General features: G+C 65.0%; 23 protein-coding genes. 10 read left to right on the top strand and 13 right to left on the bottom strand.

Going from position 1 to position 22480, the window contains the following annotated elements; translation table 11 throughout:
- Nucleotides 1–61: 61 nt before the first annotated feature.
- Complete coding sequence (locus BMX78_RS16155) at nucleotides 62–1189, top strand: DNA alkylation repair protein (RefSeq protein WP_091421410.1); 1128 nt, start codon at nucleotides 62–64, stop codon at nucleotides 1187–1189.
- Here BMX78_RS16155 and BMX78_RS16160 read toward each other — a convergent pair.
- From BMX78_RS16160 to BMX78_RS16190, 7 genes are all read right to left on the bottom strand, one after another.
- Entirely contained in the window at nucleotides 1186–3135 is a 1950-nt protein-coding gene (locus tag BMX78_RS16160; protein WP_091421413.1) for a S8 family serine peptidase, read from the bottom strand. The two genes, BMX78_RS16155 and BMX78_RS16160, sit on opposite strands and share 4 nt — an antisense overlap.
- Before the next feature lie 105 nt (nucleotides 3136–3240).
- Nucleotides 3241–4113 carry an NAD-dependent epimerase/dehydratase family protein gene (locus BMX78_RS16165; RefSeq protein ID WP_091421417.1) on the bottom strand — a complete coding sequence of 291 codons (873 nt, stop codon included), beginning with the start codon at nucleotides 4111–4113 and terminating at the stop codon, nucleotides 3241–3243.
- Nucleotides 4110–4703 carry an adenylate kinase gene (locus BMX78_RS16170; protein ID WP_091421422.1) on the bottom strand — a complete coding sequence of 198 codons (594 nt, stop codon included), beginning with the start codon at nucleotides 4701–4703 and terminating at the stop codon, nucleotides 4110–4112. Before BMX78_RS16170 ends, BMX78_RS16165 begins: the two co-directional genes overlap by 4 nt.
- 147 nt (nucleotides 4704–4850) lie before the next feature.
- Nucleotides 4851–6131 (bottom strand): hypothetical protein, encoded by a 1281-nt coding sequence (locus BMX78_RS16175; protein WP_286139072.1) that lies wholly within the window; start codon nucleotides 6129–6131, stop codon nucleotides 4851–4853.
- On the bottom strand, nucleotides 6128–6628 hold the full coding sequence (locus BMX78_RS16180; RefSeq protein WP_091421425.1) for a hypothetical protein: 501 nt from the start codon (nucleotides 6626–6628) through the stop codon (nucleotides 6128–6130). Before BMX78_RS16180 ends, BMX78_RS16175 begins: the two co-directional genes overlap by 4 nt.
- A 1-nt stretch (nucleotide 6629) precedes the next feature.
- The gene (locus tag BMX78_RS16185; protein WP_091421428.1) at nucleotides 6630–7448 is read right to left on the bottom strand and encodes a COG1470 family protein; all 819 of its coding nucleotides are present in this window, start codon (nucleotides 7446–7448) and stop codon (nucleotides 6630–6632) included.
- Nucleotides 7449–7532: 84 nt separating this feature from the next.
- Complete coding sequence (locus tag BMX78_RS16190; protein WP_091421431.1) at nucleotides 7533–7991, bottom strand: hypothetical protein; 459 nt, start codon at nucleotides 7989–7991, stop codon at nucleotides 7533–7535.
- 404 nt (nucleotides 7992–8395) lie between these two features.
- Between BMX78_RS16190 and BMX78_RS16195 the strand changes: the two genes are divergently transcribed.
- Nucleotides 8396–9139, top strand: coding sequence for a GAF and ANTAR domain-containing protein (locus BMX78_RS16195; RefSeq protein ID WP_091421657.1), 744 nt, complete (start codon nucleotides 8396–8398; stop codon nucleotides 9137–9139).
- Between the two features lie 99 nt (nucleotides 9140–9238).
- Complete coding sequence (locus BMX78_RS16200) at nucleotides 9239–9661, top strand: response regulator transcription factor (protein WP_091421434.1); 423 nt, start codon at nucleotides 9239–9241, stop codon at nucleotides 9659–9661.
- A gap of 398 nt (nucleotides 9662–10059) precedes the next feature.
- Here BMX78_RS16200 and BMX78_RS16205 read toward each other — a convergent pair whose 3' ends face one another.
- The 4 genes from BMX78_RS16205 to BMX78_RS16220 all read right to left on the bottom strand — a co-directional run bounded on the left by BMX78_RS16205 (nucleotide 10060) and on the right by BMX78_RS16220 (nucleotide 13682).
- Nucleotides 10060–10896 carry an alpha/beta fold hydrolase gene (locus BMX78_RS16205; RefSeq protein ID WP_091421437.1) on the bottom strand — a complete coding sequence of 279 codons (837 nt, stop codon included), beginning with the start codon at nucleotides 10894–10896 and terminating at the stop codon, nucleotides 10060–10062.
- A 112-nt stretch (nucleotides 10897–11008) separates the two neighbouring features.
- Complete coding sequence (locus tag BMX78_RS16210; protein WP_091421438.1) at nucleotides 11009–11206, bottom strand: hypothetical protein; 198 nt, start codon at nucleotides 11204–11206, stop codon at nucleotides 11009–11011.
- 183 nt (nucleotides 11207–11389) lie between these two features.
- Nucleotides 11390–12571: a fatty acid desaturase family protein gene (locus BMX78_RS16215; protein WP_091421441.1), complete on the bottom strand. Its 1182-nt coding sequence runs from the start codon at nucleotides 12569–12571 to the stop codon at nucleotides 11390–11392.
- Nucleotides 12572–12584: 13 nt separating this feature from the next.
- Nucleotides 12585–13682, bottom strand: a complete 1098-nt coding sequence (locus BMX78_RS16220; RefSeq protein WP_091421454.1) for a ferredoxin reductase — start codon at nucleotides 13680–13682, stop codon at nucleotides 12585–12587.
- 400 nt (nucleotides 13683–14082) lie between these two features.
- Between BMX78_RS16220 and lhgD the strand changes: the two genes are divergently transcribed.
- Genes lhgD through BMX78_RS16235 form a run of 3 tightly spaced genes read left to right on the top strand, consistent with a single transcriptional unit; the run spans nucleotide 14083 to nucleotide 16058 of the window.
- Entirely contained in the window at nucleotides 14083–15285 is a 1203-nt protein-coding gene (gene lhgD, locus BMX78_RS16225; RefSeq protein ID WP_091421456.1) for an L-2-hydroxyglutarate dehydrogenase, read from the top strand.
- Between the two features lie 28 nt (nucleotides 15286–15313).
- Nucleotides 15314–15718, top strand: coding sequence for a YidH family protein (locus BMX78_RS16230; protein WP_091421459.1), 405 nt, complete (start codon nucleotides 15314–15316; stop codon nucleotides 15716–15718).
- A 4-nt stretch (nucleotides 15719–15722) separates the two neighbouring features.
- Entirely contained in the window at nucleotides 15723–16058 is a 336-nt protein-coding gene (locus BMX78_RS16235) for a DUF202 domain-containing protein (protein WP_091421461.1), read from the top strand.
- A 12-nt stretch (nucleotides 16059–16070) separates the two neighbouring features.
- On the opposite strand, the gene BMX78_RS16240 is transcribed toward BMX78_RS16235, so the two are convergent.
- Nucleotides 16071–16469, bottom strand: a complete 399-nt coding sequence (locus BMX78_RS16240; RefSeq protein ID WP_091421660.1) for a hypothetical protein — start codon at nucleotides 16467–16469, stop codon at nucleotides 16071–16073.
- Nucleotides 16470–16524: 55 nt separating this feature from the next.
- On the opposite strand from BMX78_RS16240, the gene BMX78_RS16245 reads away from it, so the two are divergent.
- The 3 genes from BMX78_RS16245 (at nucleotide 16525) to BMX78_RS16255 (ending at nucleotide 19436) form a co-directional block, all read left to right on the top strand.
- Nucleotides 16525–16761 carry a DUF2630 family protein gene (locus BMX78_RS16245; RefSeq protein ID WP_091421465.1) on the top strand — a complete coding sequence of 79 codons (237 nt, stop codon included), beginning with the start codon at nucleotides 16525–16527 and terminating at the stop codon, nucleotides 16759–16761.
- Nucleotides 16762–16843: 82 nt separating this feature from the next.
- Nucleotides 16844–17638, top strand: coding sequence for a carbon-nitrogen hydrolase family protein (locus tag BMX78_RS16250; RefSeq protein ID WP_091421467.1), 795 nt, complete (start codon nucleotides 16844–16846; stop codon nucleotides 17636–17638).
- 442 nt (nucleotides 17639–18080) lie between these two features.
- The gene (locus BMX78_RS16255; protein WP_091421469.1) at nucleotides 18081–19436 is read left to right on the top strand and encodes an ammonium transporter; all 1356 of its coding nucleotides are present in this window, start codon (nucleotides 18081–18083) and stop codon (nucleotides 19434–19436) included.
- Nucleotides 19437–19459: 23 nt separating this feature from the next.
- Here BMX78_RS16255 and BMX78_RS16260 read toward each other — a convergent pair whose 3' ends face one another.
- On the bottom strand, nucleotides 19460–20098 hold the full coding sequence (locus BMX78_RS16260; RefSeq protein ID WP_091421471.1) for a PadR family transcriptional regulator: 639 nt from the start codon (nucleotides 20096–20098) through the stop codon (nucleotides 19460–19462).
- Between the two features lie 189 nt (nucleotides 20099–20287).
- Between BMX78_RS16260 and BMX78_RS16265 the strand changes: the two genes are divergently transcribed.
- Complete coding sequence (locus BMX78_RS16265) at nucleotides 20288–22468, top strand: transglycosylase domain-containing protein (protein ID WP_091421663.1); 2181 nt, start codon at nucleotides 20288–20290, stop codon at nucleotides 22466–22468.
- Nucleotides 22469–22480 lie beyond the last annotated feature (12 nt).

Here is a 22480-nt window from a genome sequence, read left to right on the forward strand (position 1 = left end):
CGGTTTCCCGCTGGCGTTCGGAGGGGCCCTTATTGTCCTGGCCCGGCGGTAGCCTGACTGCATGGGCGTGATGAACGAACTGATTGACCCGCCGGCCATAGCCACCCTCGTCGGCATCCTCAAGGAGACCTCGCCAGGAGTCCCATGGGAGCGGACCGCAGCCACCGGCGCGGAGCTGGGTGAGCTCAATTTACGTGCCCGCACGGATCTAGTGGCCCGGGCACTGGTGGCCGACATCAGCGAGGCCAGCGGCGGTGACGGGTTTACGACGGCGGCCCGCAGCTTCCGGACGGCGCTTCAGTTTCCCGAATTTACCGGCTGGGTCCTGTGGCCGGTGTCCGAAGCGGCAGTCAGCCTCGCCCTGGATTCAGGTGTATTGGAGGACTTTGACGACTGCCTGGCGCTGCTGGCCGAACTCACGCCGCGGCTCACCGGTGAATTCGCCATCCGTCGGCTCCTTGCCCGGAACCCGGACCGCGCCCTGGCAGCAATCCAGGAGTGGACAGCAAACCCGGACGAGCATGTGCGCCGGCTGGCAAGCGAGGGCACCCGGCCCTACCTGCCCTGGGCGGTGCGCGTGCCCGCACTCGTCCAGCGCCCGGAAGCCACCCTCCCCATCCTGGATGCGCTGTACCGGGACTCCTCTGAGTACGTGCGGCGCTCGGTGGCAAACCACCTCAACGACCTTGCCCGGCACGCCCCGGACGCTGTTGTTGCCACCGCCGGGCGCTGGCTCGGAGCTGCGGACAAAAACACGGCGTGGGTGGTCCGCCATGGGCTCCGCACGCTGATCAAGAAAGGGCATCCCGGGGCCCTGGCACTGCTGGGCTTCACCCCTGCGGCCGTGGCCGTGAACGGCCCGCGCCTGGACCAGGAAACCCTCACCGTACCGGGTGAGCTGACGTTCGCTTTTGAGATTTCCAATTCCGGCACCGAAGAGGTGAAGCTCGCCGTGGATTACCTGGTGCACTACCAAAAGGCCAATGGCAGCCAGTCCGCCAAGGTTTTCAAGATCTCAACCCTGACCCTCGCACCGGGCGAGCGCCGGAGCCTGTCCAAGCGCCACGCCTTCCGGCAGATGACAACCAGGGTGCACCATCCGGGATTGCATGCGCTGGAGCTGCAGATCAACGGGGCCGTGCACGGGCGCGCTGAGTTCCTGCTCAAGACGGTCCAGGCCGAAACCTAGAAGGAACCGGTGGTGAACTGCCAGCTCCGGCCGCCGAAGGGGTTGCCGGCCAGGTCCCTCACCGCAGCGCTGCCGCCGGTCACCGTCACGGTGTATTTGGTCTTGGCGGCCAGCGGCTGCTGGGGGTCCAGGATCCACTGGTTGGTGGTCCCGTTCCGGTACACGGAGGCTGGCACCACGGCTCCGGTGGCGGCGTTCTTCACTGTGAAGGTGGTTCCGTTGACGGCCTGGACAGCCTCGTTGAACATGACGCTGATGTTGTTGGTCCGCCGCACCAGCAGTGCGTTGCTGCCGGGCGTTGTGCTGGTGACCACGGGTGCCGGCCCGGTCAGGAAGCTCCAGCTGGCGGAGGCGAGCGGCGTGCCTGTAGTGCCGCGGATGGCCGAGGTTCCGCCCACCAGTGTTGCGGTGAAGCGGGTGTCCGCGGCCAGGTTGGCAGCCGGGTCAAGGGTGGCTGTACGGGTGGTGGCGTTGTAGGTGACGGTGGCGGGGATGGTGCTGCCGGCGGAGTTCTTGAGGACAAAAGTCCCGCTGGTCACGCCCTGGACCGCGGCGCTGAAGGTGGCCGTGACGTTGGAACCGGCCGCTATTGCGGTGGCATCAACCCCCGGCGTCATCGCCGTGACGGTCGGAGCAGGCGCGGGCGCCGGTGCAGGAGCAGGTGCAGGGGCAGGCGCAGGGGCAGGCGCGGGAGCAGGGGCAGGAGCCGGAGCAGGAGCCGGTGCAGGAGCCGGGGCAGCAGCAACGGCACCGGCGAACAGCAGGCGGTTGGGCGTGCCGCTGGTGGTGCCGGTAACCACCCCGGCGGTGGCGTTGGACGTGAGCGCAGCAGCCACCTGGGCCGGAGTGAGGGCCGGGTTCTGGGACAACAGCAGCGCCGCCGCCCCAGCCACGTGTGGCGAGGCCATTGAGGTCCCGGACATGGATGCGGTGGCAGTGGCAGAGGTGTAGTAGGTGGAGGTGATGCCGACCCCGGGCGCGTAGAGGTCCACGCACGGCCCGAAGTTGGAGAAGGACGCCTGCCGGTCCGCAGAATCGCTGGCCGCTACTGTGACGGCGGCCGGAACGCGGGCGGGGGAACTGTTGCAGGCGTCCACGGCAGAGTTGCCGGCGGCAACCACTGCAGTGACGCCGTCGTTGATCACTGCCTGGATGGCGGCGTCCACGGTGGTGCTCACGCCTCCGCCCAGGCTCAGGTTGACCACGGCCGGTGTTCCGGCGGCGTGGTTGGCGGCAACCCAGTCGAGCCCGGCCACCACGTCGGAGTTGTAGCCGGACCCATTGCAGTCGAGCACGCGCACAGGCACCACGGTGGCGCTCTTTGCCACGCCATAGGTGGAACCCGCTACTGAGCCGGCCACATGCGTGCCGTGGCCGTTGCAGTCACCCGAGCCCAGTCCGTCGGCGACAGCTGACCAGCCTGCGGCCACCCTGCCACCAAAATCGGCGTGCGAGGCCAGGACGCCCGTATCCACGACGTAGGCGCTCACCCCGGCGCCGGAGGAAGTCCAGGAGTAAGACCCGGACAGGGGCAAGGACTTCTGGTCGATGCGGTCCAGGCCCCACGGTGCCGGCTGCTCTGTGGCGGAGACGCTGACGCGGGCATCCGGCTCCACCGCAACAACGCGGCCCGAACGTGCCAGTGCGGCCGCCTGGGCAGGATTGGCGGTGACCACTGCAGCGCGGACCGCGTGTGAAAACGTACGGCCGACGGCGAGGCCCTGTCCCCGTAGTCCGGCCGCCTCTGCTGCCACGTCGGCGCCGGCTGCGTACTGGACGATGTAGCGGCCAGCTCCGGTATCGGCAGGTGGGGCTGCCGAGGCAGGCACGGCAGTGGCGGAAAGTGCGGCGGCGAAAACCAACACTGCTGTGGCGGGCAGAACAAAGGCGGGAGTACGAATTTTGGGGTCCTTGTTTTGGCGTTGCGGGCTGCGCGGGCAGACCATCCATCCGCCCTTACCAAAAGATTAGGACCCAACAACGGCCAGGATCCGGGTCCTTGCGGGATCCTGTGCCAACACTTGGCGATTCCTGCGCGGGACCGCAATTCCCTAGTCTGGCGCGCCTCCTGCGGTATCCGCCACGTGGTTCCGCCAGGAGTGTTCGGGCTCGAAGCCAAGCAGTCGCCGGGCCTTGTCGATGGACAGCATGGTCTCGTGCTCGCCCAACTCCTTGGTGACTTTGACGGCGGGGAATACCTCGGCAGCGAGGCTGGCACTTGACCGGCTCATGACCGTATCCGCATTGGCAATGATGTATGCCTCGAAGCCGGGCCGGCCGTTCTCCAGCGCGCGGACTACGGCCTGCGCCCCGTCACGGCCGTCGATATAGCCCCAGAGATTCCACTTCCGCAGCGTTGCGTCGGCGTCGAAGCTCGGGAATTTCGCATAGTCGCCGGGGTCCATTACGTTGGAGAAACGCAGCCCGGAGATGCTCAGCTCCGGGTCCCAGCGGGTCAGCTCCACCGCCATCTGCTCCTCGAGGTGCTTCACCAGGGAGTAGGTGCTCTCCGGCCGCGCCGGGTACTCCTCGTCCACGGGGATGTAGGGCGGGTCGACGTCGAACGGCAGTCCCAGCACCGTCTCGCTGGAAGCGTAGACAACCTTCTTGATCGCAGCCCGGCGGGCCGCCTGGAACACGTTATAGGTGGAAAGCATGTTGTTCTCGAAGGTGGCCGCGTCAGGGATGATGCCCGGCGCCGGTATGGCTCCGAGGTGCACCACAGCATCAAACCCGTTATGCCGGTCATCCACTCCCAGCAGGACATCCAGGACCTGCCCGTAGTTGCGCAGGTCCACCACCACCAGCCCGGGGCTCCGCTCACCAGCCCGGTCCAGGTTCAGCACCTGGTGTCCGTCATCCACCAGCCGCCGGACCACGTGCCGTCCAAGCTTTCCGCTTCCCCCGGTTACTGCCACTCTCATGCGCGTTTTTCCTTTCCGTTGATGAAGCGTTCGACGGCGTCAATCGCCTGTGCAGTGATCTCACCCGGGTCGCCGCTGCCGTTGACCGACACCAGGAGTCCCCGGCCCGCATAGACGGACACCACTTCGTGGGTCTCCCGGTGATACAGATCAAGCCTGCGCCGGAACACGTCCACCGTATCGTCCCGGCGGCCTTCCTTCCGGGCACGCTCCAGCATCCGCTGTTCCAGTTCCGAGTCCGGGGCGCGGAGTTCGATGACGGCGTCGAGGAAGCCGCCCTGGGAGGCCAGGAAGTTGTCCAGCTCCACCACCTGGGGGGCGGTGCGCGGGTACCCGTCCAGCAGGAAGCCCGCCCGGACATCAGCGTCCCGGAGGCGGTCCTTGACCAGGGCGTTGGTCAGGTGGTCGGGCACAAAATCCCCGCCGTCGAGATACTTGGCGGCTTCGTTGCCCAGTTCCGTTTGCCTGCTGACATTGCTGCGGAAGATTTCACCCGTGGAGACGGCGGGGATCCCGAAGTGGCGCGCCAGCTTTTCAGCCTGGGTTCCCTTGCCGGAGCCGGGCGGACCGATGATGAGCAGTCTGGTCATGTTCGTTGTCCCTCCGCGGCGCAGCTACCGCTGGTTTCCGGGTCCGCCGCCGGCAGCCCCGGCGCTGCCCTATTCTGCCCATAACGGGCAACACAATGCCAGCCTCCGGGAGGCGATCCGGAGGCTGGCAGTGGGTTTCAGTTCTATCTAGAACCTCGAGTTGGTCCCCGGGACGGGTCCGGCGGGAAGGAGGTTTCCGGCGCCGTCAGTCAGCCCGGAAGCCGGAATGTAGGTTGGCAGCACGTTTCCTTGTTTTGTTGTCGGCGTGCCACTAGCCAGGTTCACGAGGTTGACGGTGAGTTGGAGCGTGCCGGGGTTCCATACCAGTGACGAACTGAAGCTAAGGTCGCCGCCCGCTGAGTAGTTCCCGTTGAGCGTCACCGTCCCGAACCTGATTGAAGGGCATCCTGGGTCGGTGCTGGTGAACTTCAAGGAGTTCCCGCCGGCGATGGTGAGCGTACCATTTGCGGATTTGATACCGGAAGGGTCCGTCCAGCCGCTGCAAATACTGGAAGGAAGCAGGGGCTCCGAGAACGTCACCACAACCTTGTCTCCAGCGTCAGCGATGAACTGGCTTCCCCCGTTGCCAAGCGATACGGCCGAGACAGCCGGCGCCGTCGCATCCTTGGCTGAAGTGGCCGTCCCGGGAGCACTGGCATTGCCCGCGGCGTCAGTGGCCACCGCCGAGTAGGTGATGGTTCCGTCCCTGAGCGCCGAGAGGTTGAAGGTCACCGTCTGATTTGATCCAGTCGCCGTCAGCACTTGGAAGACGCTCTGCGCGCTGCCGCCGGCCGGTGCGGTCTCGGTAGCGGTAATCCTCACGGATGAGCCTTGTTCAGCCGAAAGCGTTACAGGCACGCTGCCCACGTTGGCGCTGTTTGTTGCTGCAGGAGCGCTGCTGACCAGCGCCGGCGCCGTGATGGTTGGAGCAACGGGCGGCGTCGTGTCCGCGGCGGTCACTCCCACGCTTCGGGCAGATTCAATTCCCGCCCACGCGCCGAGTACCGGCGTGACGGTGTAGTACCAGGTGCCGGCCGGCAGTGAGGTTTCGCTGCACGTCAGGACGGTGATAGTTCCGGCGCAGCCGCCCGTGCCGGAAACCTTGGTGCCGCCGCTCGCGGACGAGTACCGCGCCACGGTGTAGCCGCCAACCGGACGGCCTTCCGCCGTCGTGCCCTGCTTCCAGCTGATGGATGCAGCACCTCCGGACACCACTGCGGACGGAGCCGCCACCGCGGGGATGGCGTCGGCCCTGGCCGCTCCGGCGTTGCTGCCCAGGGTCTGCCAGAAAGCGTTGGCTGCCGGACCACCCCATGAAATGACGACGGCGGCCGCCAGCACCCCCGCGATGCGGGTGAGCTTGCGGCGGCGGTGCTGGTTGCGGTGCCCGGGCTCAATCGGCTGTGGGGCCTGGTTGGGGCGGATCATTTCCGGGCCTCCAAGGTGACGGGAAGGCTGAAGGTTGCACCTTGGCAGCCGGAGGATGATGCAAGCGACATCGCGGCCGCCGCGGGCAAAGTAATGAGCACGGATGTGTTCGCCGGGATGGTGACCGCAAGCGGGGCGGCCGGGTCCATGAAGGTCACCCCGGTGGTGGTGCAGCCGGGGTGGTTGGCGTCTGCAGTCGCGGCCCCGTTGCCCCGGATGGCGTGCACGTTGACCGGGAAGCTGTTGGGGTTGAACGCCCGGACGGCAACATCGGCGGTGCCGCCCGGGACGAGACTGTTTTGCGTGCCGTCCCCGGCCACGAGGGCTTCGACGGCGACCATCCGCATGGTGCCGTTGACGGCGGCTCCTGAGCCCGCTCCCACGGCTGTCCAGTAGGCGTAGGCCGCGCCTGCTCCGGTCGCGAGGCAAAGAGCGACGGCTGCTGCCGCTGACTTGGCAGCCAGCCGCCGGGACGTTTTCTTCAGTGTGGACGTCATGTCAGTTCCCCTCCCCTGTTCCGGAATAGGCGAGCTGGAGCGTGGCGCCCTTGCAGCCGTCCTGGTTCACATTGGTGTCCAGCATGCCGATCCTTGGCCATAGATCCGGCGACAGCTTGAGTGACTGAAGCGTTGAGGTCCCCACGGCAACGGTAAGCGGGTACTGGCCGCTGTAGTTGGTCACTGCATAGTCCGCAGGGGTGCAGGAAAGCCCCGCGGCGACCGCTGCCTGGGTCCTAGTCACACTTGCCACCGAGACGGACAGACTGGACAGTGCCAGGCTCTTGTTGTTGGGGTTCGTGATGGAAAGATTCAGCGGGACCGTGGTTCCGGGAGACAGCGGGACGCCCAGGTTCCCTGAGATGGTGAACGTTTTTTTGGAGGCTTGGACAACCAATTGGACTACGACGCCGCTGGCCTGGCTGGTGCCGGCTGCGGTGGCGATGGTCAGGTCGGCCTTGCCGTCCGGGGTGGTTGCCTGCGTCACCACCGTCAGGGTGACTGTGGCGCTTTTCCCGGAGGTGAGGGTTACGGAAGAAGGTGCGAAAGCCGCCGTCGTATTGGCTGGAAGGCCGGACACGGTGGGTGTGACGTTTCCGCTGAACCCGTTGGCGGACGTGAGCGAGGCAGCATAGCTGGCGGTGCCGCCCTGATCTACTGTCCTGGTGGCGGGATTCACCTGGATGGTGACGCCCGACTTGTTGCCCTGGTTCCCTCCCTGGCTGGCGGCGAAGATGGAGCCCGCCGAAACGAACATCACCAACAGCCCCACCAGCAGCACCTTCACTGCTGTGCGGAAGTACCCGGATGTGTTCTGCACGAAAAAGCCCTTCTGGCTGACTGGAATGGGAGGACGTGGAATTCGCCGGCGGGGAGGTGCTGCCCCTCCCCGCCGGCGAAGCTCTTAGAGGCTGCTGACGTTGATGGTCACAGTGGCACCCTTGCAGGCGCTCTGATCCACAGTTGCGCTGTCATTGAACGTCAGGGTGCCGCTGCCCACGGAGGTACCCGTTGAGTTCTTCGGGACAGTGGTGTTGCTGGTGTTGGCGGTGACGCTGAACCACTCGGGCAGGCAGCCGGTGATGTCTGTGGCCACGGTGGCGGTCAGGGCGCCCACCTTGGTGCTGGTGTTCAGGTCTGAATTGTCCGCCGTGTAGCCAACGCTGCGGCTGTCGCCGGGGGTGAGGCCCGCGTCGAAGTTCGCGTGCAGGGTGACGGTGCCGCCGCCTGTCGAGTTGGCGGCACCGCCGCTGCCGGAACCGGTGGTGGTCCAGTAGGCGTAGGCAGCTCCGCCGCCGCCTGCCACCAGGGCCAGTGCTCCGGCTGCTGCCAGGACCTTGTTTTTCTTCGTCATTTTGCGCATGGTGGAGACTCCTTTGGCTGGGGGATAACGACTGTTTCTGAGACGCACAGCCATCGGGAACCACTACGGGAACTTGCTTCCGGCTGATCGATGACGCCCATATTTCCCGGCGCCGGGAGCGCAAACAACGCGTAGTTGTACTGGTCTTTTCACAGCATTGCCGGAACCGGCTTCTTGGTTTGGGGGCGGAGTACTCAGTTTTCGAAGCAGTGCGCAACGTGCCGCGCCAGCCCCAAAAGCGGCGTTGCCACAGGCCGGAGCTGTATATACTTCTGGATATCGGTTTAGCAGCAGGCCGTTGGAAAAGTTCGTCGAATCCAGCGACTTCAGCCGCCGGCCGCCCTTGAGGTGGAAGGTGCATGTCGCCGGCTCGTTTTGACCTGAGCGAATGGCACCAAGAAACCGTGGCCAGCGAGTCAACTGCAAAAACCGATAACTCCATAACCGAGCACCTGCATGAACTCGTCCTCAACAGCTCTGACGTTGAGGACTTCCTTAACGAACTGGCGCAGGTGTCCGCCCGTAAGCTTTCCGAGCCCGGCGACGAGATGCTGTGCGCGATCACCCTGCTGCGCGAACGGAAAGCTGCCACAGTAGCCAGCAGCAGTCCGGCCGCCGAGGCCGTGGCCAGGCTCGAGTACGAGTTCAACCAGACGCCCAGCATGGAAGCGTCCACCACCCAGGCAACCGTCTCGGTGCCGGACGTCCGGGAGGACGGCCGCTGGCCCGAGTACTCGGCAGCCCTGCTGGACCAGGGCGTCCGCTCCGTCCTTGCCGTGCCGTTCCAACTGGAGGGCGGGACGAAAGCGGCGCTGCTGCTGTATTCGAGCCGCCCCAACCGTTTCGAGGCCCAGGTTCTTGAGTTTGCCGAGGACTTCGTCAGCCAGACGTCCCTCGCGCTGCGGCTCGCGGTGCGCTTTGCGCACTACAGCGAGACCGCCGCCAACCTGCGGGCCACGCTGGAATCCCGGACCGTCATCGACATGGCAGTGGGCATCATCATGGCCCAGAACAGGTGCAGCCAGCACGACGCCTTCGAGATCCTGAAGACAGCCTCCAGCACCCGCAATTCCAAGCTGCATGATGTGGCTGCCTCAGTGGTCAACTCCCTTGGCCAGGGACCCGCCCGCACGCACTACGACGGATAGCAGCCGCATTCCGCATTTGTTACCTGCCACCCACCTGCCTTACAGCAGGCCGCCGGCCTGCGGCGGTAGACTGATGCCAACTTTTGCCGGGGGGCTCCAATGGAAAATAATCGCGTCTGCCTGGTCGTTGAAGATAACGACGATATCCGCGGACTGATTACTGTCGTCCTGAAACGCGCCGGATTCGAGGTCAGGGCCGTGGCCACCGGTGCCGAGGGCATCGCCGCTGCAGCTGACCCCGCCGTCTCGCTGGTCACCCTGGATTTGGGCCTGCCGGACATGGACGGGCACGTGGTGGCCCGTGCCGTGCGCGCCCTGAGCAAGGCTCCCCTGCTGTTCCTCACGGCCAGGTCTGAGAACGACGACGTCCTGGCCGGCATGGCATCAGGCGCCGCCGCGTACCTCACCAAGCCCTTCCACCCGAAAGAACTGAAGGACCTGGCCGTACAGCTTTGTCCTGCCCCTGTGCCGGCCGCTCCCGCTTCACAGGTTCCACACATACCGGGCAAATCCCTCTGCTAGTTTGCCTGCCTGGAAATGAGGCATGACTCCTCAGCAGAACAAACTCCGTAAAGGCCCTGGTCTTCGTGGTGGTGGACGGCCGCAGCCCCCGCTACAGCGCCGGCGTCGCACCACTGTCCACAACATCGACGGCTGTGGCTCCTGCACCAGTGCAGGGCTCGGGGAAGGCTCAGTGGAACGCGCCGCAGAGCAGGGCACAGTCAACGCGGGCGAATACACCGCGGCCCAGGGCCTGGCGGAGGCGGCGGCGGCCCGCGCTGGTAAACCCCAACGCTCGCTCACTTAACGTCGCCTTTCACCCAACGCTCCATCACTTAACGTCGCCCTTCCCCCAAGGCGCGCTCACTTCCGGTGACGGCGGCTCCCGCCGTCCCCGGAAGTTCCGGCGCTAAGCGGTGCTACTTGGAGAGGAAGCGCAGCAGTGCTTCATTGACCTCCGCAGCGTGGGTCAGGAGCAGCCCGTGCGGAGCGCCCTCGATCTCCACGTACTCGGCGGCCGGCAGGGCCTTGGCGAACAGCCGTCCGGTGGAATCGATGGGAAGGATGTTGTCCGCGGTGCCGTGGAGGATCAGTGCCGGGACGTCGATTTTCGGGATGTCCCCGCGGAAGTCCGTGATCCAGGTAGCCTGGGCTGCGACGGATGCAGTGGCCCCGGCATTGGAGGCGGTGTTCCAGCTGGCGTTGACGGCCTCCTGGCTGAGGCGGGGCGTACCAAGGAACGTGTCGCTGTTGTAGAAGTTCTTGAAGAACTCGGTGAAGAAGGCGTAGCGGTCTGCCGAGACAGCTTCCTTGAGTCCGTCAAAGACTTCCTGGGGAACACCGTCGGGGTTGTCATCGGTCTTCAGCAGGAATGGTTCCAGGGAACCCAGGAAGGCTGCCTTCGCTACCCGGGCGGATCCGTAATTGCCGATGTAGCGGGCCACTTCGCCGGTGCCCATGGAGAAGCCCACCAGCACGGCGTCGTTCAGGTCCAGAGAAGTCAGTAGGGTGTTGAGGTCCGCGGCGAAGGTGTCGTAGTCGTATCCCTCAGTGGTCTTGCTTGACTTGCCGAAGCCCCGGCGGTCATAGGTGATCACGCGGTAGCCGGCCTCCAGCAGGGCGGTGGCCTGCTTCTCCCAGGAGGCGCCGTCAAGGGGGTAGCCGTGGATCAGCACAACGGGCTGGCCCGAGCCGTGGTCCTCGTAGTAAAGCTCGGTGTCAGTGCTGTTTTCGGTTCCAACGGTGATGAAAGCCATCGCGGCGGTCCTTTCGAGACTGTGGGATCGGAGCGGGCGGCAAAGCTCGCTTGCCCCCGCAGTTCCCACTCTAGGGGCACAGCTCCTGCTCCAAGGTTGTCCGCCGTGCGCGCTACTTGGAAGGTTGCGGCAACTCACATGAAATTTGAGGGTTGGCACCCATGTAGTTCAGCGGGCCCGCCACAATGGTGATGGCAATGGTGCCGGCCTGGGCGCAGTTCCCCGGTGCTGCCCCGAAGTAGCCGCGCTGCCAGGCAGCAACGCCGCCGATGATCAGCCAGATGACGATGAGTGCTCCGAGAATCCGCATGATTCCTCCAAAGGCCGCGGCGGCTGGTGGGATCAATTATGCGCGGTGGACTGCGGAAAGTGAGAGAGCGTTCGTGGAAAAGGGGCGTTAAGTGAGAGAGCGTCTGATCCGGGACAGAAAAGACTGCACCTCCGGTCCCGGGTTTACCGGATCCGGAGGTGCAGTCAGTGCTTCAGGTGAGGGCTAAGCCCGCGCAGCCTTGCCCGGGAGGGCCAGTTTGAAGATTTTGCCCCATGTGGATCCGACCTGCTTCAGCAGCGGTCCGGTGGTGTACTTCAGGCCGTAGCGCTGGCAGATTTCACGGACCTTGGGCGCCACCTCTGCGTACCGGTTGGAGGGCAGGTCCGGGAACAGGTGGTGTTCGATCTGGTGCGACAGGTTGCCTGTCATGATGTGCATGAATTTCGACCCGGAGATGTTGGCGGAGCCGATCATCTGGCGGATGTACCAGTCGCCGCGGGTTTCGCCTTCTGCCATTTCCTCCGTGAAGGTGTCAGTGCCTTCGGGGAAGTGGCCGCAGAAGATGACAGCGTGGGCCCAGACGTTCCGCACCGCGTTGGCGGTCAAGGTTCCGTAGAGCGCCTGCTTGCCGGAGCCTGTCAGCATGGCCACTGCCGGGGTTGCGGCGTAGTCCTTGGTGAACTGGGTGACAACCTTCTTGCCGAGGGCCTTGAGGTCCTTCAGCAACGCTTCTTTGGACTTAGTGCCTTCCTTGAACTCCGTGAGTTCAAGGTCGTAGATGGCGATGCCCCACTCGAACAGAGGAGCGAGAATGGCGTTGTACAGCGGGTTGCCGAGGTTCATCGGCTTCCACGGCTGGTTCTCGTCCATGCGCAGGAGGTTGTATCCGACGTCGTTGTCCTTGCCCACCACGTTGGTCCAGCGGTGGTGGAGGTCATTGTGGGTGTGCTGCCAGGAGCGCGACGGTGTGACAAAGTCCCACTCCCAGGTGGTGGAGTGGATGTCCGGGTCCCGCATCCAGTCCCACTGGCCGTGCAGGACGTTGTGCCCGATCTCCATGTTTTCGAGAATCTTGGCCAGGCTCAGCAAGGTGGTTCCGGTGACCCACGCGGCCTTGTTCTTGCTGACCAGCAGGGCGGCCCGGCCGGAAATTTCCAGGCCGCGCTGGATTTTGATCACGCGGCGGATGTAGGCGGCGTCTTCCGCGCCACGCTTGGCGAGGATTTCGTCACGGATCGCATCAAGTTCGCGCCCGAGTTCGGCCACCTGCTCGTCACTGAGGTGGGCAGCCGCGGGCGGGCGCACCGTGGGGCTGCCGGATTCGGCAAGCTTTCCCGGGCGCGTGCGTGAGTTCCCGGCGGAGCCGCCGGTGGATGTGGCCTTGCTGGGTGAAATTACAGACATACCGTGGTGCTCCTCAGATTTCGAGGTTGACGGGTCCGGCGGCTGCCGAGACACACGTTTGGATCAGTTGGCCGGGTTCGCCGTGGACTTCCCCGGTGCGGAGGTCGCGCACCTGCCCGGACAGGAGTGGGGTGAGGCAGCTGTGGCAGATACCCATGCGGCAGCCGCTGGGCATCAGCACCCCGGCGTCCTCGCCGATGTCCAGGATGGGGGTGTCGCCGTCGGCCTGCACTTCCCGGTCCGAGGCTTCGAAGGTGACCAGGCCGCCGTCGTACCCCACACCCCCGGCGAAAGTGGTGTTGAAGCGTTCGATCATCAGGTTGCCGGCGCTGCCGGCCACTGCCACGTCCGAGCCGGGCGCCGCCGTGGTCAGCGCTGCCCGGTTCCACAGGGCTTCGGCGTCGTCCAGGAAGCTGTCCGGACCGCAGGCATACGCCGCCCGTTCCTTCCAGTCGGGGCAGATCTCGTCCAGCTGGTCCGTGTTGCTCAGGTCCATGCGGCCCTGTTCGCCGGTGTACCAGTGGGCCAGGCGGAAGTTGGGAAACTGGTCGGCGAGCTCGGCGAGTTCCTCGCGGAAGAGGCTGTCGCCGGGGGTGCGCGCCGAGTGGACCAGGACGACGTCGGCATCCGGACGCCGCGGAACGAGCGTACGGATCATGGACATCACCGGGGTGATGCCGCTGCCGGCCGTGACCATCAGCAGGGGCCGGGGGTGCTCAGGGAGCACGAAGTCGCCCTGCGGCGGGGCCAGGAAGAGGACGTCTCCCGGCCGCGTGGTGCGGACCAGCGTGCCGGAGACAGCACCTACGTCGGTGACAGTGATGGCGGGGTCCTTGCCTGCGGGGGCGCTGAGCGAGTAGGACCGCCAGTGGCGGACGCCGTCGAGCTCGACGCCGATGCGCGCCCATTGGCCTGCAAGGTGCGAGTGCCAGCCGCGGCCGGGCCGGAAGAAGATGGTGGCTGACTGCGCGGTCTCCTGGACCACCCGGGTAACAACGCCGCGAAGCTGCCGCGCAGAGTAGACCGGGTTGAACAGCGCGAGGATGTCCTCCGGCGCCAAAGGGGTGGTAAGCACGGAGGCCGCCTGGGCCAGCTGACGTAGCCGGATCATGGGATAAAGCCTAAAACGGCGCGGGCCATATTTCTCTCTTTCCGTCATATGACCGTTCCGCAGTCACGCTGTAATGAGGGCGCTAAGCCCCCAAAGCCGCACTATAAGCGTAACGGCTGCGGTGTGCAGAAGGTTCCCCAACTTCAGTAAGCATGCTTAGCATACCCGGGATCCGGGTGGGCAGGCTGCTTTCTCAAGGGGTGGACGGCGGTGGCGCGGCCGGCGGCTAACGGATCAGGAGGGTGTCGGCGGCCTGGGCCGCCTTCCAGCCCAGGTTCTTATGGGGAGCACGGCGTTAATCGAGTACTCCTTACGCTGGCCGGTGTGCCCGTGGTGCTGCAGAATCGCAGGGACAAGCGGTCCCTTGGCGGCCGGTGGACTTTGGCAGACGGGCTGACCTGTGGATCATGCGGACTACTGCATTATTGGCGGCGGAATTGTGGGGCTGGCAACGGCCTACCAACTGCTGATCAAGGAGCCCGGAGCGTCGCTGATCCTGCTGGAGGCCGCGGACACGCTCGCCGCACACCAGACCGGCCACAACAGCGGGGTCATCCACTCCGGCATCTACTACGCCCCGGACAGCCTCAAAGCCCGCTTCAGCAAAGCCGGCGCGCAACAGACAAAGGAGTTCTGCCGGCAGCACCGCATCCCCTTCCAGGAGCCGGGCAAGCTGCTCGTCGCCACCACTGCGCTGGAAGAGGCACGGCTGGGCCAGCTGGAAGAGCGGGCCGGCATCCACGGCCTGGACTGCGAGCGCGTGGACCAGGCGGAGCTGCGCCGAAGGGAGCCGAACGTGTCCGGGCTCGCGGCATTGTTCATACCCAGCACGGGGATTGTTGACTACACAGAGGTGGCCCGGAAGCTGGCCGGACTCATCACCGCCGCGGGCGGACAGGTCATCACCGGCGCCAGGGTCACCGCCATCACCGAGCATGCGGACAAGGTTGAGGTGGCCACCCGGGCAAACCTCTACAGCTGCGGCAAGCTCGTGGTGTGCGCCGGGCTGCAGTCGGATCGGCTCGCGGAGCTGGCGGGCATGGACATCGACGTTCAGATCATCCCCTTCCGGGGCGAGTACTTTGAGCTTCCGGCAGATAAATCCACCTACGTCCGGCACCTGATCTATCCGGTCCCGGATCCCGCCCTGCCCTTCCTCGGCGTGCACCTCACGCCCACAGTGGCCGGCACCATCACCGTGGGGCCCAACGCGGTGCTGGGTCTGTCCCGGGAGGGATACCCCAAATTTTCCGTGAACTTCAGGGACGTGGGCCGGTACCTGACGTTTCCCGGCCTCTGGCACGTGGCCCGCGCCAATGCCGCTACGGCGGTCCGGGAGGTCCGGAACTCCTTGTTCAAGGGCAGCTACCTGCAGGAATGCCGGAAATATGCGCCCGGCCTCACCAAGGCCGACCTGCTGCCGTACGAAGCAGGAATCCGGGCGCAGGCGGTCCGCCGAGACGGCACCCTCATCCACGACTTCCTCCTGGCCGAGACGCCCCGGATGATCCACGTCCTGAATGCACCCTCACCCGCGGCCACCGCGGCACTGCCCATCGGCGAGCACCTGGCGTCGAAGGCGGTGCAGCTGCGCACCGCGTAGCCTGCAGGTCGGTGGCTAGACTGGCACCGTGACCAACAGCGACCAGCCCGCCAACGCCGGGACCCCGCCGTCGCGCGGGAAAATCGCTGAGCGGCTCCTGCCCGGCGGTGAGGAACCGGACCCGCGGTTCACCCTTGCCAACGAGCGGACGTTCCTGGCGTGGATCCGGACGTCATTGGCGCTGCTGGCCGGCGGCATCGCCATCGAGGCTTTTACGTCCGACCTTTTCCTGGAGCCCGTCCGGAAAGGGCTGGCGGTGGTGCTGCTCCTGCTGGGGATGCTGCTGAGCGCAGGCTCTGCCGTACGGTGGCTGCGGGTGGAGCGCAGCATGCGCAACAAGGCCCCCCTGCCCTTGCCGCTCATTGTGCCGCTGCTGGCCGGGGCCGGGGCGGTGGCAGCCGCCGTCGTCCTCATCTTTATCCTCTGGCGCTGAACCTGTGGACTCGTCCCACTCTGCCGGCAGCCACGGCGACCCCGGCCTGCAACCGGAGCGGACCACACTGGCGTGGGGCAGGACAGTACTGGCACTGGTGACGGTCAGCGCCATCTTCCTGCGCTGGCTCCCCCGGCACGGCCTGCCCATCCTTCTGCTGTTCGCCGTCTCGGCAGCGGCGGCGCTGGCCATCTACGTCACGCAGCGCCGCCGGTACAGCACAAGGTCCCGCGGCCTTTCAAGGGAAAAGCTCGACGCCGACATCACCGCAGTGCTGTGGACCGCTTTTGCCGGGTTTGCCCTGGGCGGCCTGGGCATCGCCGTAGTCCTCGCCGGATAGAGGCAGGGAACCCTAAAACATGGGCAGGACGAAACCTGCAAGCAGCGCCACGGCACCGATCGCAGTCAGGCAGCGGCCCAGCACTGAGGCTGTTTTGCCGGCCTCTTCCGGCTCCGTGGTCTGCCACTGAGTGGGCCGTTTGGGGTGGTAGTAGATGGGGAGCGTGTCCCCCACCGCCATGTCCCTGATGTCGTGCGGCGACATCGGCGCGTGGTGCACCTGGTATTTGCGGTCGAACCAGCGGAAGCCCACGCCGGTGTTGTCCGAATAGACCACGGCTTCGGCCACATCCCAGGGGTGCACGAAGCGGCGCAGGAAGCCCGTGTAGAAGAGAAGACCCAGCCCGACGGGCAGGCACAACCAGGTGAGCATTTCCAGGATCGGACCTGCCATATCAAGCACAGTGGGCATGGATTTGATGGTACAGGCGTACGCTGGGGGAAACGTTCCTGCGGAAGGGGTAGACATGAACGACGAGGATCTTTTGGCCCGCATCCAGGCCCTGGTGGAGGAGGAACACACCCTCCGCGAGGGATCCGGCGACGGCCATGCACCGGACCAGGCGAGGCTCAGGCAGGTTGAGGAAAGGCTGGACCAGTGCTGGGACCTCCTCCGCCAGCGCCGGGCCAAGGCCGAGTCCGGGGAAAACCCCAACGATGCCGAAGCGCGGCCCGTCAGCGAAGTCGAGGGCTACAAGCAGTAAAGGCCGGATCTGTTCCAATGCACCTCTGGCGGTATCGTTTCGCCAGAGGTGCAGCCATGCCACCTCAAGAACGGAGCCATCCATGCGTCTAGCAGTCGCGCAGATCATCAGCAGTGCCGACCTTGAGGCCAACCTGGAGCTGATCCGCGAGAACGCCACGCAGGCCAAGGCCGCCGGCGCGGAGCTGGTGGTGTTCCCCGAGGCTGCCATGCGGGCATTTGGCCATTCCTTGCGGGACGTCGCGGAACCGCTGGATGGGCCCTGGGCCGAGAAGGTGCGGGCTCTGGCCAACGAACTGGGTATTGCCATTGTCGCGGGAATGTTCACTCCCGGTAAGGACGGCCGCGTCCGCAACACCCTGCTGGTCACCGGCCCCGGCCTGGACACCTCCTACGACAAAGTGCACCTCTTCGACGCGTTCGGCTTCACCGAGTCGAAGACCGTGGACGCGGGAACGGAGCCGGTGACTTTTGAAGTCGGCGGCACGGTGTTCGGCCTGGCCACCTGTTACGACGTCCGGTTCCCTGCCTTGTTCACGGCCAATGCGCGTGCGGGGGCACAGGTGAACATCGTCTGCGCCTCCTGGGGAGCGGGCGAAGGCAAGGCCGAACAATGGGACCTTCTGGTGCGGGCACGTGCGCTGGACAGCACCACGTTCGTGGTGGCCTGCGGCCAGGGTGACCCCGAAACCATTGGAGCCGGCCCGGCGGGCGCAGCTCCGACCGGCATTGGCCACAGTGCCGTCATCACTCCCCTGGGCTCGGCGGTGGCTGCGCTGGGCGGGAAGCCGGAGCTCGCCGTCGTCGACATCGACCCCTCGATTGTGGACGACGTCCGCACTAAACTTCCGGTGCTGGCCAACGCCCGCCAGTTCTGATCTTTTAGCCCACCTGTCCGGCTAAGCCTCCACGGCTGAGTCTGGATCACGACGGCGCGCCGCAGATCGCCCTGCGGCACGCCGTCGTCGTGCTTAAGGATGGAAATTGCCGCCTTGGAGCGGTGAAGTTCCGTTCATGGCCGCGTAATCTTGCCGAATTTTACGTACGACGGCGGTATCTCACCTTCCGCCCCCGGCCCACCGCGGCCCGCATGGAGTTCCGGCCGGTAAGGTTCCATCGCATGCGTTGGCTGATGGACCCTGTTTACATTGCCGAAACATTCCCGACACGGGGACTTCACACCGGAGCCATTTCTGTAACGCGCGCGCAACTTTCAAGCGCATTTCCTGAAACACGAAACACGAAAGATGGACTGCGGGGGAAACGCGAGGGCCTGCAAGAGCGCCCCGTTTCGAGGCGCTAACGCGAAGGGACCTTCAGGTGGAGATTTCTGCCCAACATGTCTGGCTGATGATTTCGGCCGCGATGGTACTGCTGATGACGCCCGGGCTTGGCCTCTTTTACGGTGGCATGACGCGGGCCAAGGCGGCCCTGAACATGATCATGATGAGCTTCATTTCAGCCGGGATCGTCGGCGTGATTTGGGTTCTGTGGGGCTACTCCATGACCACAGGCGACGGCGTGCTCGGCATCTTTGGCAATCCCTTCGCCAACTTCGGGCTCCAGAACCTGATGGGCTCCCCGGACCTGATCAAGGCCGGGTACAGTGCCACCTTCGCGATCATCACCGTGGCTCTGATCAGCGGCGCCATTGCCGACCGTGCCAAGTTCGGCGCCTGGGCCCTGTTTGTACCCATCTGGATCACGGCGGTGTACTGCCCCCTCGCCTATATGATCTGGGGCGGCGGCCTGATGAGCGCCGGCGGTGCCGTCACCGCTGTTTTTGGCCAGGTCATCGACTTTGCCGGCGGCGCAGTGGTGGAAATCAGCTCGGGCACGGCAGCCCTAGTCCTTGCGGTGATCGTTGGGCAGCGCCACGGCTTTGCGAAAGACCCCAACCACCGCCCGCACAACATCCCCTTCATCATGCTCGGAGCCGCCATCCTCTGGTTCGGCTGGTTCGGCTTCAACGGCGGCGCCGCAACTTCAGCGGAACAGGCCGGCCTGATCTGGATCAACACCCTGGTGACGCCCGCTGCGGCCATGCTCAGCTGGCTGGTGACCGAAAAGATCCGCCACGGGCACCCCACCTCGCTGGGTGCGGCGTCCGGTGTGGTGGCCGGCCTGGTTGCCATCACCCCTTCCTGCGCCAACATCAGCCCGGTGGCCGCTATCGGCCTGGGCCTCGTGGCCGGAGCCGCCTGCGCTGTCTTCGTAGATCTCAAGTACCGGTTTGGCCTGGATGATTCCCTCGACGTGGTGGGCGTCCACCTGGGCGCCGGCCTCATCGGCACCCTGGCACTTGGCTTCATCGCCCTGCCGGTGGACGGCAAGGGCGGCGGGCTCTTCTACGGCGGCGGCGTCCAGCAGCTCATTGCGCAGACCGTGGCAGTGGTCATCACGCTGCTGCTCTCAGGCATCGGCACCTTGGTGATTGGCGGCGCCATCAACAAGACCATCGGGTTCAGGGTAAGCCGCGAGGCAGAGACTGCAGGAGTGGACCTGGCCGAGCACGCTGAGAGCGCCTATGCCTTCGGGGAAATCGGCGGCGGCTTCCGTCCGCTGAACCACGGCCTTCCACACGCCGCGGCCGCAACGCACTCTCCGAATGAATCTTCTTCTGTAGCCGGCGAAAACCTGCCACCGCGGCCGGCCAAGGAAGATTCCTTCGCCTGAGCCCTGCTCATCTCTTCGGCCTGCTAGTCAGCCAGGATCTTGTAGAGCGCGCGCCGGGTCTCGTCCAACTTCTCGATCGCAGCCGTCCGCTGTTCCTGGGTGACGCCGCTGCGGAACTGGTGGATAGCGGCCATCAGCTTCCCGATGCTCTGGTGGAAGTCCCGATCGGGACTCTCAGGTCCGGCGTTCCACGCGTTCTCCAGCTCCTCAGCGTGTTCCTCCACCCAGGCCCTTCCAGCATCCGTGAGTGAGAACTCAGTGCCTCGGCCTTCACTGAGGGGCGTGATGAGCTCCTCATCCACCAGTTGCTGCAAAGTGGGGTAGATGGATCCGGGACTTGGCCGCCAGGCACCGTCCGTCTTTTCGGCAATGGCCTTGATCAGCCCGTAACCATTCGAGGGCGCTTCGGCCAGGAGCGAGAGGATGGCTGAGCGGACATCGCCCCTGCTCGCCCTGCGCGGGCCGCGGCCGAAACCGGGCCCGAAGCCGGGGCCAAAACCTGGTCCGGGGGCACCGCCAAAGCCGGGGCCGAATCCCGGACCGAAGCCGGGGCCGAAACCTCCGCCCCTGTGCCCGTGCGGTCCGCGCCTTCCACGCCCGCGTTCAAACCTGCCCCTGACGTGCTGCTGGCCGGGAAAATTCTCTTCTGAAGTGCCTTTCATGGTGGCATCTTCCTTTCATTCCACATTGTCTTCTTGGTCGTCGCCGATCCTTCGGCGATAGTTAACGATATGTCGCTAACTATCGCCGAGTCAATAGAAGAATTCACCAAATCATGACCTGTGATCCTCTGGATTGCCCGCTGGAGGCGACGTAGTCTTGTGGCACTCTTCAAGCTCGAGGGCTGGAAAATGGCGAAGAAAAAGAAGCGCAGGCGTCGCAGCGGTTCTACCCTGGGAAGGATCCTGGGATTTTTCGCGGCGAGCATTATGTGCGGCGTGCTGGCGGCCAGCCTGGTGGTACCTGCAGTGGCAGCAGCCGGCTTCGGAGTGAGCACCTCGATCGGGTTTTTCGACAGCCTGCCCGAGGAACTCACGGTCCAGCCGCCGTCGCAATCAACGAGGGTCCTCACGTCCGATGGCCAGCCGATAGCAACCTTTTATGCGGAGAACCGCGTCCGAATCCCGCTGGACCAGATGTCGCCCTACATCAAGAACGCCGTCATTGCCATCGAAGACAGCCGCTTCTATGACCACGCCGGCATTGACCCGCAAGGGGTCCTTCGTGCGGTGGTGGCCAATCTGACCAAGGGGGACCAACAGGGCGCGTCCACCATCACGCAGCAGTACGTCACGAACGTGGTCAATGAAGCGCGGCTGTCCCAGGACAGGCCCGACGAGGTGATCCTCAGCGGCCAGAAGGACATCGGCGACAAACTGCGGGAGATGAAACTGGCCATAGCGCTGGAGAAGAAGTACACCAAGGACCAGATCCTTGAGGGCTACCTGAACATCGTGTTTTTCAACAGCGACGCCTACGGCGTGGAAGCTGCGGCCCGGTACTTCTTCAGCACTACGGCAAAGGACCTGAACCTTCCACAGTCTGCGCTCCTGGCCGGGCTCGTGAACAGCCCCACGTTCTACAACCCAACCATCAACCCCGAGAACTCGCTGACCCGCCGGAACCAAGTGCTCGGGGAAATGCTCCGGCTGGGGAAAATCAATCAGCAAGAGCATGATGACGCTGTTGCCGCACCCATCGAGCTCAAGGTCAGTCCGCAGCGGCAGGGTTGTGCCAATGCGTCCATGGCACCGTATTTCTGCGATTACATCTCGCACCTGATCCTGAACAACCCGGCGTTCGGGCCCAACCAGACTGAGCGTGAGCGGAAGCTCTACCGGGGCGGCTTGACCATCACCACTACCCTGGACAGCAGGCTGCAGGCCGCCGCCCAGGCGCAGGTGGATGGAACAGCGGGACCCAACCCCGACCGCTGGGGCGCAGCTCTGGTAACCATCCAGCCCGGGACCGGCAAGATCCTGGCGATGGCACAAAACACGGTTTTCCTGCCCGAACCGGGCAAGTTCGACACCCAGTTGAATTTCAATGTGGACGCAAAGGACCCCCAAGGCAACGACCTGAACGGCGCCGGAGGGTTCCAGACCGGGTCCACCATGAAGCCGTTTACGTTCGCTGAATGGTTGAACGAGGGCAAGACCATCACTGCCGAGGTGGACGCCTCCCGCCGGGTCTATCCCCTGGGATTCCCGTGGCGGTCCTCCTGCGGAAAGGTGCTCGGTGCCTACAGTACTGCGCAGAACAATCCTGAACTCGGCGCCGCCGATGACCTGCAAAATGCGGAAGAAGGCTTCTACCGGAAGATGCCCGTGAACTACGGCCTGTACAACTCCATCAACACGGCTACTTTTGCCTCGGCTACGCAACTGGACTTCTGCGGGATCCAGAAGATGGTGGACGCAGTGGGACTCCACAGCGGCCTGGACGGCTCGCCCATCAACATGCATCAGCTTGGCAACCTGCTGGGCGCCACCGGAGTTGCTCCCCTGCATATGGCTAATGCCTTTGCCACCTTTGCCAACGACGGCCGGTACTGCAACCCCATCGCCCTGCTGGAAATTACCGACGCCAACGGCGGCAAGTTGCCGGCCCAGTCCACGGAGTGCCGGAACGCGGTAAAGCCGGACGTGGCACGCGGCGTCAACAACGTCCTGCAGGACGTGCTGAAGAAGGGTTCGGGCGTCTGGATCAACCCCAAGGTGCACGACAAGGTTCCTACGGCTGCCAAGACGGGAACGTCGAACAACAATGGGTCCACCTGGGTGGTGGGTTACACCTCGGGGCTCGCAACCGCTTCCTTCTTCGGGGACGCACTGGAAGGACAGAAACGGTCCGGCCAGAACGTCACCATCAACGGGACCTTCTACCCCCGGCTTGACGGTTTCATGATCGCAGGGCCGCAATGGGCCAACTACATGGTGAACGTGGCTCCGCTCTACCCGGCCGCACCATTCCCGCCGCCTCCTCCGGCCATGATCGGATCAAATCCTCCGCCGCCCACTCCGGGCCGCTGACGACCGCCCGCA

It is taken from the genome of Arthrobacter sp. OV608 (assembly GCA_900110595.1).
GTDB lineage: Bacteria > Actinomycetota > Actinomycetes > Actinomycetales > Micrococcaceae > Arthrobacter.